Annotated in this window: 8 protein-coding genes; 4 read left to right on the top strand and 4 right to left on the bottom strand. The window is 60.6% G+C overall.

Translation table 11 applies throughout. The annotated features are described in order from the left end of the window. Window positions 1–88 precede the first annotated feature (88 nt). Window positions 89–313 (bottom strand): hypothetical protein, encoded by a 225-nt coding sequence (locus ACLQ8T_RS10325; RefSeq protein ID WP_038991880.1) that lies wholly within the window; start codon window positions 311–313, stop codon window positions 89–91. 221 nt (window positions 314–534) lie between these two features. Here ACLQ8T_RS10325 and ACLQ8T_RS10320 point away from each other — a divergent pair, with 221 nt between their 5' ends. Continuing rightward, on the top strand, window positions 535–2,643 hold the full coding sequence (locus ACLQ8T_RS10320; RefSeq protein WP_413454589.1) for a DNA gyrase/topoisomerase IV subunit B: 2,109 nt from the start codon (window positions 535–537) through the stop codon (window positions 2,641–2,643). Between the two features lie 72 nt (window positions 2,644–2,715). Here ACLQ8T_RS10320 and ACLQ8T_RS10315 read toward each other — a convergent pair whose 3' ends face one another. Further along, entirely contained in the window at window positions 2,716–3,678 is a 963-nt protein-coding gene (locus tag ACLQ8T_RS10315) for a M56 family metallopeptidase (RefSeq protein WP_204722426.1), read from the bottom strand. Between the two features lie 23 nt (window positions 3,679–3,701). Then, on the bottom strand, window positions 3,702–4,073 hold the full coding sequence (locus tag ACLQ8T_RS10310; protein WP_204723286.1) for a BlaI/MecI/CopY family transcriptional regulator: 372 nt from the start codon (window positions 4,071–4,073) through the stop codon (window positions 3,702–3,704). A 399-nt stretch (window positions 4,074–4,472) separates the two neighbouring features. Between ACLQ8T_RS10310 and ACLQ8T_RS10305 the strand changes: the two genes are divergently transcribed. The 3 genes from ACLQ8T_RS10305 to cydC are packed head-to-tail and all read left to right on the top strand — an operon-like array spanning window position 4,473 to window position 10,477. Then, window positions 4,473–6,071, top strand: coding sequence for a cytochrome ubiquinol oxidase subunit I (locus tag ACLQ8T_RS10305; protein WP_413454588.1), 1,599 nt, complete (start codon window positions 4,473–4,475; stop codon window positions 6,069–6,071). Window positions 6,072–6,095: 24 nt separating this feature from the next. Beyond that, window positions 6,096–7,121: a cytochrome d ubiquinol oxidase subunit II gene (gene cydB / locus ACLQ8T_RS10300; RefSeq protein ID WP_413454587.1), complete on the top strand. Its 1,026-nt coding sequence runs from the start codon at window positions 6,096–6,098 to the stop codon at window positions 7,119–7,121. Window positions 7,122–7,147: 26 nt separating this feature from the next. Next, entirely contained in the window at window positions 7,148–10,477 is a 3,330-nt protein-coding gene (cydC, locus tag ACLQ8T_RS10295) for a thiol reductant ABC exporter subunit CydC (RefSeq protein ID WP_413454586.1), read from the top strand. Window positions 10,478–10,563: 86 nt separating this feature from the next. Here cydC and ACLQ8T_RS10290 read toward each other — a convergent pair whose 3' ends face one another. Then, window positions 10,564–13,197 carry a DNA gyrase/topoisomerase IV subunit A gene (locus ACLQ8T_RS10290; protein ID WP_413454585.1) on the bottom strand — a complete coding sequence of 878 codons (2,634 nt, stop codon included), beginning with the start codon at window positions 13,195–13,197 and terminating at the stop codon, window positions 10,564–10,566. Between the last annotated feature and the right edge of the window lie 15 nt (window positions 13,198–13,212).

Genomic DNA, 13,212 nt, shown 5'->3' with positions numbered 1-13,212 from the left:
CTGCTGGCCACATTTTTTATTGCCATTAATGCAAGAAGAAGGCGACCCAAAGCGGGTCGCCTTCTTTGATCAGCAATTGGCCACGAGATTAGTCGTTGGCGTCTACCTTGGGCTTTTCATAGAGCCGCGAGGACTCATCCTGCCAGAGGGAAGTCTGCGGACGCAGTTTTTGCTCGACATCGCGGCTATGGTGAGCGCAGAAAAGCAGCTCACCGCCGGTCGAAGCCAGCACGGCTCGCACGTAGGCCTGTGCGCCGCAACGGTCGCACCGGTCGAGGGCGTTAAGTTCACGACTAGCGGTCGTAGTAGTCATTGCCAGCCTCCTAAAGTTGATGGTTACTCTATACAACCAGCTTGGATCCCGACTTTATCCCGAATTGGCTGTTCTTTCGCTCACCGCGTAGCGCATGTGGATAAGCTCATACCTGCCCCGAGTGTTCGCCCGCACCGGAAAATAGCGGGTATTCGAACACATTAACGATTAGAATATGAACCAAGACGTACTTTCTCATGCAACTAGGAGACAACAGCTCAGTGGCTTCATCCGACAATTACAGTGCCCGGCACCTTTCCGTATTGGAAGGCCTGGAAGCAGTTCGTAAACGACCGGGCATGTACATCGGCTCCACCGACTCCCGTGGCTTGATGCATTGCCTCTGGGAGATCATCGATAACTCTGTTGACGAGGCGTTAGGCGGGTTTGGGCAGGCCATTGATGTCATCTTGCACTCTGACGGCTCGGTCGAAGTCCAAGACGATGGCCGTGGCATCCCCGTGGATGTTGAACCCAAGACTGGGCTGAGCGGTTTGGAAGTCGTCTTCACCAAATTGCACGCCGGTGGCAAGTTCGGCGGTGGCTCCTACAGCGCATCCGGCGGCCTGCACGGCGTGGGCGCCTCAGTAGTAAATGCTCTGTCGGCCCGCTTGGACGTGGAAGTTGACCGCGGCGGCAAAACCTACGGCTTGCAGTTCCGTCGTGGCGAACCAGGCAAATTTACCGATAAGGGACGCAAGAAAGCCGATGCGGCGTTCAAGGCCCATGAGACCGCAACGCCTCCGGGAATTATCGGCAAAGCCAAACGCGGCGTAACCGGAACGCGCATTCGCTACTGGGCCGACAGCCATATCTTCACCCCGGATGCGAAATTCTCCTACAAGGAATTGCAGGATCGCGCCCGCCAAACCTCCTTCCTGGTCCCGGGGCTGCGCATCACCCTGCGTGATGAACGCGGACTGCCGGACACTCCGGGCGCAGACGGACCTCATGAGGAAGTGTTCCAGCACGACGGCGGCATTAGCGAATTCGTCGACTACCTGAGCAGCGATTCACCGGTTACCGACATCTGGCGCTTCCACGGCAGCGGTTCCTTCCATGAAAAGGTTCCGGTCATCGACAGCAACGGCCGCAGCCATATTGAAGATGTGCAGCGTGTCTGCGAAGTGGACGTGGCGGTCCGCTGGGGGATCGGCTACGAAACCACCCTGCGCAGCTTCGTCAATATTATTGCGACACCCAAGGGCGGTACGCATACCGCAGGCTTCGAGCAGGCCCTGCTCAAGTCCTTCCGCAAGAATATCGAGGCCAACGCGCGCAAGCTCAAGTTCGGCCAGAAGGACAAGCTGGAAAAGGACGACGTTCTGGCCGGCCTGACCGCCGTGCTGACCGTCCGATTGGCCGAGCCCCAGTTCGAGGGCCAGACCAAGGAAATTTTGGGTACCCCACAAGTGCGCCAGATTGTTTCCAAGGTGCTGGAAAAGGCGCTCAATGATCGTCTGGGCTCCAGCAAGCGCAACGAAAAGGCTGAAGCCTCCACGCTGATGGAGAAGGTCGTCAACGAGATGAAGTCTCGTGTGTCGGCACGCATGCATAAGGAAACCCAGCGTCGCAAGACGGCTTTGGAATCCTCGTCGCTGCCAACCAAACTGCTTGATTGCCGGAGCAAGGAAGTCGGCAAATCCGAACTGTTCATCGTCGAGGGCGACAGCGCATTGGGCACCGCCCGACTTGCACGCTCCAGCGAGTACCAGGCGTTGTTGCCGATTCGTGGCAAGATCCTGAATGTGCAAAAGGCGTCGATCTCGGACATGCTCTCCAATGCTGAGTGCGCAGCGATGATCCAGGTGATAGGTGCTGGTTCGGGCCGCAGCTTCGACATCGAGCAAGCGCGATACGGCAAGATTATCCTGATGACCGATGCTGACGTTGACGGTGCGCACATTCGCACCCTGCTGCTGACGCTGTTCTATCGCTATATGCGTCCGATGATTGAGCACGGTCGCGTCTATGCGGCGGTCCCGCCGTTGCACCGCATTGAGGTAATTAATCCGGGCGCCAAGCAGAACGAAGTCATCTACACCTACTCAGAGACGGAAATGACCAAGATGCTGGCCAGCTTGGAGAAGGAAGGTCGACGCTACAAGGAGCCGATCCAGCGCTATAAGGGCCTGGGCGAGATGGATGCAGACCAGCTGGCTGAAACCACCATGGATCCACGCCATCGCATGCTGCGCCGTGTTGGCATCGAGCATGCGCAGGCAGCCGAAGAAGTCTTCGACCTGTTGATGGGCTCGGATGTGGCACCGCGCAAGAAGTTCATCATCGACGGCGCCGACGATCTTGAACGGGAACGCATCGACGTTTAGAACCGCAGATGCAACGACGTCCTTGAGCTCCACTGGGGTTCAAGGACGTCGTTGCATGGGATCGAGCGGGTGCTACCAGTCCAGCAGCCGTGGCGCTATGAGCAGAACTGTCGGGCAGACCATCAGCATGATGGTGCTCAGCAGCACCAGTGCCCGTTGCGGGCGGCTCAGCGGATCTTGCGGGGAGAGCAAGCGCTTGAGCCTGCGGGATGATACTTCGCCATCGGGCATGCCAACCAGACCGGCGCTAGAGGCATGAGGCGTTGACGAGCGGTCATCCATGGTCGCTGCGGTGGCCACAGTGACGATGGCTTTGAGCAGCGTCTGCCGATTGGCCTTTTCCAGCGCTTTGTCGTCGGCCAGCATTTCGATCAGTTGGCGCACTGCATCGAGTCCAAGCCGTGAGGTCGGCAACCAGGGCAACGCTTCGTGCCAGGCAGTGAAGGCCAGGATTAGCAAATCATGCCGTTGATCCAAATGGGAGCGTTCATGGGCTATGACCGCCTGCTGCTCTTGAGCCGAAAGCTGGGTCAGCAACCCCCGTGACAGTACTGTCACCGACTGCGAGATGCCGGGCACGCAGTATGCCACAGGCATATCATGATCGATCACCAAGGTGTTCGCGCGCGTCTGCGAGGGGTTGCTCAACAAGCGAAGCAGCTGCCGGTGCTTGGCTCGTTGGCGAGAGGTACGCCAAGCAGCACGCATGAGGGTCAATACCAGGTGGAAACCGAAGAGCAGCGCTGTGCTCAAGGCGAAGAGGTGTACTATGCCGGGGTAGGGCACACTCGTGTCTCCTGTCAATAGGAGCCATCCACCATGCAGTGCGGAGATCAGATCATCGCCTAGTGGGTCCAAGCCCCAGACAAGCATTGAGCCGATCATGGAAAGGCCACCGCCTAGAGCGATGGCTTGCCACAGGAGTACCGCTTGCACCGGTGAGCGCGCGGTCCATTTCGCCTTGGATAAAGCCAACGGCGTCGGCCACGCCAAAGCGATAGCCAACGCCGCTAGGAAATATGAGGTGAGAAGCACTCAGTCCCCGAAGTTCATCTAAATTATGCGGACTTTACTGAGTCCAAGATAGCACGCAGGGAAGCTGCTTCGTTGGGGGAGATGCCTCCAATGAATCGTGCCAAGACTACTTCACGGTCCTGGGCTGTGCCCAGGGCGTCGTTGAGTAGTCCAACGGTGTGATCCTCACGGGAGGATGAAGCTGCGTATCGATGCGGACGGGTAGTGCGCTCACGCTCCACCAAACCCTTCTTCTCGAGACGTGCTAGCACTGTCAGCACCGTCGTTACTGCGAGTTCTTTCGCGTCGGTGCCAAGCGCCGCCAAATCATCACGAAGGTCATTCGCGGTGAGTGGTTCTGCGGAATCCCACAGAAGATCCATGACGGAGCGTTCTAGATCGCCAAGGCTGGCCACTAGGTCGTACCTCACTTGCATTAGTTCTAACGCGGTTGCTTGCACTCAGCGAGAGCATGCAGACTGCTTGGGCTCTTAATTGTAGCCATCTTTCCACTATATTTCTACGGAGCGTAAAAGAGATAGTTGAGTACAGGCTTTAGCAGTTTCGCTGCGCGTTATGGGAATGTCCCGGGTGAACCTTGTTGACTTGGGTTTTTTAAGAGCCGTAGACACAACCCTGTCAATAGGCTTAATATTTGCGCTCGCGCCCGCGGTGTTGAAATTTGCAGTCGGCAAAACCTGCTAATCCCCTCGATTTCTACAATGTGTCGAAATCGTCTATTCTGGCCTTGGAGGTCTTTTCTACGAAACGTAGAAAAGCGGTTTAAATTCCATCCCACGATAGTTGAGGAATCCATGGATGCTCTAGAGATTGCCCGCTGGCAATTCGGCATTACGACGGTCTACCACTTCTTGATGGTGCCACTGACCATTGGACTGGGCTTGACCGTGGCCACATTGCAAACCATGTGGCATCGCACCGGCAACGAACACTGGCTGCGAATGACAAAATTCTGGGGAAAGCTTTTCCTCATCAACTTCATCATGGGCGTTGCCACGGGCATCGTCCAAGAGTTCCAATTCGGCATGGCCTGGAGCGAATACAGCCGCTATGTTGGCGACGTTTTCGGTGCGCCGTTGGCCATGGAAGCCCTGCTGGCTTTCTTCGTGGAATCCACCTTCCTGGGGCTCTGGATCTTCGGCTGGAAGAAGCTACCCAAGCGTGTCCACCTGGCAACGATCTGGTGCGCTTCCTTGGCCACGATCCTTTCGGCCTATTTCATCCTCGTTGCGAACTCGTGGATGCAGCACCCGGTCGGAACGAAATTAGTTGACGGCCGTGCCGTGATGACCGACGCATGGGCGGTATTCACCAACAACACTGCGCTCGTCACCTTTCCGCACACCATCTTCGGCGCCTTCGCCGTTGCCGGCGGCTTCCTGCTGGGCATCTCCTGGTTCCACCTCTACCGTCGCCGCAAGGAAGGCGTCGACACCGTGGATGCCAACGGACATGTAGTCGTGGGTGAAGACCCAAACCGCGGCAAGAACCGCGACAAGACCGACTACCAGGTCTGGATCAAGTCACTGCGTATCGGTGCTTCAGTAGCCATGGTCGCCTTTCTCGGTGTTGCTCTGAGCGGGCACGAGCAAGCAAAGCTGATGTTCGAACAGCAGCCGATGAAAATGGCAGCGGCAGAGGCAGCTTGCCATGATGGAACCGGCTTCTCCGTGCTGTCGTTGGGCGATATCACCGCCCAAGGCGCAACCAACTGCGACAACGTCGTAGCTGTCTTCGAAATTCCGGGCATTCTCTCGTTCCTGGCCAACGGAGATTTCACCACCGAAATCAAGGGTGTGAATACCCTGATTCCGGAATACCAGGAAAAATACGGCAAGTACTATCCAAGCGATGAGTCCTTCGGGCAGTACGCGGGCCAGGAAATCAACTACCTGCCCGTGATGGAAGTGACCTACTGGGGCTTCCGCTTGATGATCACTCTGGGCGGACTCTCGGCACTGGCAGCCGGCGTCGCGCTGTGGATCACCCGCAAGGGCACCGTCCCGGAAAGCAAATGGCTGTCGAGACTGGCGGTATTGGGCATCGCCGCACCCTTCGGCGCCAACGCCACCGGATGGATTTTCACCGAAATGGGCAGGCAGCCGTTCACCGTTGCGCCTAACCCGCAGATGGGCGGGGTGGACCAGGTGTTCATGTATACCGCGGCCTCGGTCTCTCCGACCGTCAGTGCAGGAGAAATGCTGTTCTCGCTGATCTCGCTCACTGCAATCTATGGCGTGCTGCTGGTTGTGGAACTGGTCCTGCTCACTCGCTACATCCGAGGCGGCGTGGCATCGGCAATGCCGGAGCTCGAAGCGGCAGATCATTCGTCATCCGGAGGGCCTAACGGGCCTGACAACGATGATGACGACGTACTGGCATTCGCCTACTAGCGGAACGGACGAAGGAGAATTTCAATGGATTGGCTTCCAACACTTTGGTTCGTTGTGATAGCGCTGCTCTGGTGCGGCTATCTCTTCCTTGAAGGCTTCGACCTCGGGGTCGGCATGCTCATCGGGCTTGGACGTTCCACTGAGAAACGCAAGCGTCTCTTGCTGAATACCATTGGCCCGGTCTGGGACGGCAACGAAGTGTGGCTGCTGACCGCCGGTGGCGCGACCTTCGCCGCCTTCCCACACTGGTACGCCTCGCTGTTCTCGGCACTCTACATTCCGTTGACCATTGTCCTGGTGGCATTGATCTTCCGTGCTGTGGCCATCGAATACCGGGGCAAGGCGATCACCGCTGCAACCCGGAAAGCATGGGATCTGGCCTTGGGCCTCGGATCGTTGGTCGCTGCCTTCGGCGTCGGAGCCATGCTGGCGTTGACCACCTTGGGGCTGCCCTTGAATGAGAACGGGGACCGGATCGGCGGAGCCTTCGCCTGGCTGAATTGGCATGCCATTCTCGGTGGCGTAGCGGTGGTGGCGTTCTGCTGGATCCATGCATTGGCTTTCCTGCGGTTGAAAACCGACGGTGCGGTCCGCCACGAAGCAGGCAAGCTCGTAGGCCGCTGGCTGCCAGTAGCAATCCTGCCCTTGGTCGCGTGGGCACTGCTGGTGCTGCTGGGTAACGACTCCGGCATCGCATGGGCAGTGATGGGCCTGGCGGTCATCGCTCTGGCTGTATCGATGATCAGCGGACGCGCTGGACGCGAAGGAGTTTCCTTCATCGCACTGGGAGTCACGCTATTGGCCGGAGTCGCCGCGATCTTCACCGCCGCTTACCCGGTGGTGCTGCCGTCGACCATTGACCCGGCCTTCGATCTCACCGTGGCCAACGCGTCAAGCACGGCCTACACCTTGAAGCTCATGAGCATCGTCGCTGCCTTTGGCGTGCCGATGGTCCTGGCCTACCAGGCGTGGAGCTACTGGGTATTCCGCAAGCGCTTGCGCGAAGAGCATATTCCCGACACCCATCGTGTCGCCTCGATCATCAAGTAACTGCGTTTTTGACGGAAAGAGTAGCAATGCCATCCCCGCGATTCCTGCCGCGTGAACTGATCACGCCACGACAATTCCTGGTCTTGGCGCTGTTCTCAGCGCTCAAGGTCGCGGGGCTGGTCCTCGTCGCCTACGCCCTGGGCCAATGGATCGCCACCATGGCCGCGGGGGGCGCCAATGAACCGCAGTTGCTGGTCCTGGCATTAGCCGGGGCCGCGCTTCGAGCACTCAGCGCGTGGGGCTTGAATGCAGGAGCCCGGCGCATGGGCCTGGGTGCAAAGGAACGCTTGCGGTTGAACCTGGTCCGCAGGCAAGCGGCGCAGCCGGCTATCGCCCCCGCAGCGGAACAGCAGTCGATACCGGTCACCGCCACCCTGGCCAGCCATGGCCTTGAGAAGCTCGATGACTATTTCACCAAATTCATCCCTGCGTTCATTGGCGCTGTGGCCGTACCGCTGCTGCTTGGCATCTTCATCCTCCAGCTGGACTGGATCAGCGCGGTGGTGCTGGTCCTGACCATCCCGCTGGTTCCGGTGTTCATGGCGCTGATCGGCCTGCACACCCAGGACACCCTCAATGAATCCCAAGCCACCCTCGACCGGCTTGCCCATCAGCTCTACGAACTGGCCCAGGGCCTGCCGGCGCTGCTGGGACTTGGCCGGGCTCGCGCCCATGGCAACGCCATCGCGGCAGTGAGCAATAAGTACCGGGCGGCCACCATGGCCAACCTGAAGACCGTCTTCATGTCCAGCTTCTGGCTGGAACTGATCTCGACCCTCTCGGTGGCGGTCCTCGCGGTAATGATCGGCGTGAGGCTGGTCGGCGGAAATATGGATCTCGCCTCCGGGCTTATCATCCTGATCCTGGCGCCAGAGCTGTTCTCCGCACTGCGCGAAGTGGGCTCCGCCTACCATGCGGCCGATGACGGGCTGGCCGCCTACCAGAAGTACACGGCCCTCACCGCACCCATCCCGGCCCATCAGCTGCGGGCTGGCACCGCAAATAATCCGCAGAACCTCCTGGAAGTCTCGGATCTGCAGTTCAGCTACGATGGCGAGCATCCAATCCACCACGCCGTGGATATCCAATTGCGTGCCGGCGAACGGCTCGTGCTGTCCACGGCAAGCGGCACGGGCAAGAGCACGCTGCTCAAGCTGATCGCCGAGGCGCACAGCAGCGACAACACCTTCGACCCGGCTCTGGCTAGCGGACGGATCTTCGTTGCCGGCCAGCTGGGCATGATCAGCCAGCATCCTGCATTCAACGCAATGACCGGCAGCGAACAACTTGACCAGGATGCCCCGGCAGCACCTGCAGAATTGCGCGAAGAGCTCAGCACCCGGCTGTCGCTGCACACCATGCTCGACCGCCCAATCGGAGAATACTCGCCCGGAGAGCTGCGCCGACTGGAAGTCCTGCGTGCACTGCTGCGGATCCATAGCGACGATGACTGCACCGTGCTGCTGGCCGACGAGCCCACCGCGCACCTTGACGAGGTCAACGCCCGGGCAGTGCGCGAACTGCTTGGCGAATTGCCTGCCCGCTGCGCCATGCTGCTCGCCAGCCACGACCCAGCCTTTGGCCAGAGCCAGAATCCGGGACAAGCCGCCGAAGCTGCTGATGCTGCGGCGCACGGGCAGACCATGGGCCACCAGCAGCCGGATGCCGCGCAGACCCAGCCGGAGGCAACTGCCCCAGGGCCGGGTAACCTCCGGTTCAATCCGATGCGCGATTTGCTCATGGGCTACAAGGCCGCCCCGAAAGCGGTGCTTTGGGGGACCGCGAGCGTGCTGTGCGCCGTGGCGCTCGCGGCGCTGAGCGGATGGCTGATCGTTGAATCCAGCTATCAGCCGGCCATTCTCCACCTGACCGTAGCTTTCGTCATGGTCCGCACCCTCGGCATCGGGCGAGCGGTCTTCCGCTACCTGGAACAACTGGCAATCCACGACGCGGTCCTGGCCTACGCTGCTGATCTGCGCGAGAAGATGTGGAACGCCATGGTGGCTAACCCGGCACGATGGGGCCTGCTCAGCCGTTCCTCGGTCATCCTGCGATTCCTGCTGGCTGAGATGGATGAACTGCGCGACCTGTTGGCCCGCGTGCTGTTCCCGCCACTGCAGGCCATCGCACTGTGGATGGCGGCTGCTGCGGCCCTGTACATTATCCAGCCGGAGTTCGGCTATCTTGCCTTTGGCGCGTTCGGGGTGCTGGTCTTCCCGGTTCGTTGGCTTGTCCAGCGCATCGAAGGCGAGCACTTCGTACTCCAGCTGCGCCACCGGATGCAGATGAACCAGAGCGTGCTGGGAATCTTGCGGCACAAGACCGCGCTGCGCAGCAACCAGGCGCTGGAACGAATCCTGGGCCGATTCCAAGAAGACGAAACCCGCAATACGCAACAAGCTCGCCGGCATGCGTTAGGACAAGGTAGCGCCACTGCCTTGGCCACGCTGACCAGCGTGCTGCTTGCCATCGCCATCACCGCGTTGTCGCACAGCAGCGCATCCCAAACAGCGCTCGCCGTGCTCTTGAGCCTGGCGCTGGGGGAGAGCGCTGGAAATGCCTTGCTCGCGGTGCAGCAGGGACGGGCACTGAGAGAACTGTCATCGAAGCTGGCCGAACGCGGCATGCACAGCGGCCCGGCACCAGCAACGCAGGACAATCGCACAGCGGGACCGAGCAAGATTGCCGGCTACGAAGCGCAAGCACTCAGCCTCGGTTACGACGATGGCCCATCGGTCGTGGAGAATCTGAGCGTGCGCATTCCCGCGGGACGGTGGACGGCCATTACCGGGCCTTCGGGCTCAGGGAAATCCACATTGCTCACCGCCTTGCTCGGCGCGTTGCCCGCGCGCTCGGGAGCGCTGAAGGGAATCGATGCCTACGGCAACCTGCTGGATCTGCAGCAGGCAGATTTGTCGTCGGTGGCGTGGTGCCCGCAAGAAGCGCACCTCTTCGACTCGTCGATTCGCCGGAACCTGATGCTGGGAGTCGATGGCGACCAGCAGCGCAGCGATGCGCAGCTGGAAGCGGTCTTGGCGCAGGTAGGGCTCGCGGACTGGCTGGCAACCCAGCCCGAAGGACTCGAATCGCGCATTGGTTCCGGCGGGCACCAGCTGTCTGGCGGGCAGCGCTGCAAGCTCGCCGTAGCACGCGCCTTGGCAGGCGGCCACCAGGTCATCCTGCTCGATGAGCCGACAGCACATCTCGGCGTCGATGAGGCCCAAGAGCTGCTCTCGACCTTGCATCAGGCACTTGCCGGGCGCACCGTCGTCCTGATCACCCATGACCAGCAGCTCGCTGCGCAGTGCACCCACCGCATTGAACTGGGCAGCCAGAAGCCCGCCGTCTACGCATAGACCGGCGGCGCCGTTTCCATCTTGGCATGCACGGTGGAGACGGCGCCGCGTTCAATCCTGTCGCTGTCGGCTCAGCGCATTTCGGTTCAGAGGATTATTCCGCCGTCATCGAAAGGCAGCGCATCTTCTCCCGGGGTGATGGCGGGCGCTGGCTTGGCCTTGGCTGGCATGGGGATCAACGCTTCCTGGGCCGTGGCTGGCATGGGCTCCTGGGCAGCAGGTGCCGCCGGAGCTTCGTCTCCGCCGCTGATGGCTCCGCCAATGATGTTCACTGATTGGGCCAATGGCGCCCCCGAACCATCGCGCTTGCCGTATTCGGTCGGCAAGGCACGCACCACACCCGCCGAGGAGCTGGCGCGCGCCGGGCCCTGGCCGGCAAAAGCCAGCTGCAGGTGGTCCTCGCCCTTGACGAAACGGTGCGCGCGCACGCCCGCGGTGGCACGGCCCTTGGCCGGGAACTCGGAGAACTCGGTGAGCTTCACCGACTGGCCCGACGTCCCAGGAAGGGTTTGCGAACCGGCAGCGATGGTGGCCACTACGGCGTCGCTGACACCGGCAGGGACCACTCCGAAGAAGATCACCTCATCGTCGGCAGCGAGCTTGATGCCCGCCATGCCTTGGCCGGTGCGGCCCTGGGCGCGCACGGCCGAAGCGCTGAAGCGCAGCAGCTGCGCGTTCTTGGTCATGAACACCAGCTCGTCGGCGTCATCGGCCGGTGCCGCGGCAATCACCACGTCCTTGTCCTTGAGCGTAATCGCCTCGAACTCGTCGCGGTTCAGCGGGTAGTCAGGGGTGACGCGCTTGACCACGCCGTTCTGCGTGCCAATGGCAATAACCCGGTTCAGCGGAATCAGCGCCACGGCGCTTTCGCCCTTGCCCAGCTTGAGGAATTCGGAAATCGGCACGCCATGGGCCAGCTGCGGGAAGCCATGGGACTCCGGTAGCACCGGAACGTCGATCAGCGAGATGCGTATAATGCGGCCAGCAGATGTCAGGGCGCCGATTTCTCCGCGGGCGCTGGAGGCGACCTGCGAGGTGAGCACATCATGCTTGATGCGAGCCGCGGAGTAATCCACGACCTGGCGATCAGGGGTCCGGGCGATCTGCCCGGTGGCCGAGAGCAGAACCCAGCACGGGGTATCGGATACTTCCATCGCCAGCTTGGCCTTCTTGCCGGTCCCGACTTCTTCGGGCAGCGAGGTGCCCTTCAGCGCAGCCAGCTGGGCAGACTTCAGCAGCTTGGTCCGGCGCGGGGTGCCGAAGGTCTCGGCCATTTCACCGAGTTCATCGGAAACCACGGTGCGCAGCAGCTCATCGGATTCCAGGATGGCGCGCAGTTCTTCGATTTCCTTGCGCAGCTGCTCGGCCTCGGTTTCAAGCTCCAGCTTGGAGTACTTGGTCAATTGGCGCAGCCGCAGTTCCAGGATGTGGCTGGCCTGCGGTTCGCTCAGGTCGAAGACCGTCATCAGCCGTTCGCGAGCTTCAGCGGTCTGCTCGGAGGAACGGATGATGGCAATGACATCGTCAATATCAACGATGGCAATGAGCAAGCCCTCAACCAGGTGCAGGCGGTCCTCGCGCTTGGCCAGGCGGTGCACGGTACGGCGGCGAACAACATCCATCCGATGGTCCACATACACGGTCAGCAGCTCACGCAGCCCCATGGTCCGCGGCTGGCCGTCGACCAGGGCAACGTTGTTGATGCCGAAGGAGTCTTCCATCGGGGTGTACTTGTACAGGCTGGCAAGCACGGCGTTCGGGTTGAAACCGTTCTTCAGCTCGATAACCAGCTTCAGGCCGTGATGCCGGTCGGTCAGGTCCACGACATCTGAAATGCCGGAGATCTTCTTGCTGTTGACGCCATCCTTAATTTTCTCGATGACCTTTTCAGGGCCCACGCCGTAGGGCAGCTCGGTGACCACGAGGCCCGACTTGCGCGCCGAAATCTTCTCCATGATCACCGTAGCCCGGGTGCGGAACAAGCCGCGGCCGGTGCGGTAGGCATCCTTGATGCCGTCCAATCCGATAATGCTGCCGCCCGAAGGCAAATCCGGGCCCGGAATGAACTTCATGAGCTCATCAACGGTCGCGTCGGGTTCCTTGAGCAGGTGCTGCGCGGCAGCGACAACTTCACTCAAATTGTGCGGAGCCATATTGGTGGCCATGCCCACGGCAATGCCGGTGGTGCCATTGACCAGCAGGTTCGGGAACGCAGAGGGCAGCACTTCTGGCTGCATGAACTGGTTGTCGTAGTTCGGGACGAAGTTCACGACGTCTTCATCCAGATTCGCGGTCATGGCAACGGCAGAAGCTGCCAGGCGCGCTTCCGTGTAGCGCGGAGCCGCCGGTCCATCATCGAGCGAGCCGAAGTTGCCGTGGCCGTCGATCAGCGGAAGGCGCAGCGAGAAATCCTGGGCCAAACGGACCATGGCGTCATAGATCGCGGTGTCGCCGTGCGGGTGCAGCTTGCCCATGACCTCGCCCACCACGCGGGCCGACTTGACGTGGCCCTTCTCGGGGCGCAAGCCCATCTGGGCCATCTGGAACAGGATGCGTCGCTGAACCGGCTTCAAGCCGTCGCGGGCATCGGGAAGCGCACGGGAGTAGATGACAGAGTAGGCGTACTCCAAGAAGGATGATTCCATTTCACTGGTGACGTCTATATCGACGATATTTTCAACGAAATCCGCTGGAATCTCTTCAGACTTCTTACGAGCCATTACTCTGTTCGTCCT

This window comes from Glutamicibacter sp. FR1, assembly GCF_047300825.1.
Classification (GTDB): Bacteria; Actinomycetota; Actinomycetes; order Actinomycetales; family Micrococcaceae; genus Glutamicibacter; species Glutamicibacter nicotianae.
This window is presented reverse-complemented; position numbering and strand designations above follow the sequence as displayed.

What these genes read in the sequence shown, in the direction of transcription:
- ACLQ8T_RS10325 (WP_038991880.1), bottom strand. Translation starts at nt 313, where the DNA reads ATGACTACTACGACCGCTAGTCGTGAACTTAACGCCCTCGACCGGTGC.
- ACLQ8T_RS10305 (WP_413454588.1), top strand. Translation starts at nt 4,473, where the DNA reads ATGGATGCTCTAGAGATTGCCCGCTGGCAATTCGGCATTACGACGGTC.
- cydB (WP_413454587.1), top strand. Translation starts at nt 6,096, where the DNA reads ATGGATTGGCTTCCAACACTTTGGTTCGTTGTGATAGCGCTGCTCTGG.
- cydC (WP_413454586.1), top strand. Translation starts at nt 7,148, where the DNA reads ATGCCATCCCCGCGATTCCTGCCGCGTGAACTGATCACGCCACGACAA.
- ACLQ8T_RS10290 (WP_413454585.1), bottom strand. Translation starts at nt 13,197, where the DNA reads ATGGCTCGTAAGAAGTCTGAAGAGATTCCAGCGGATTTCGTTGAAAAT.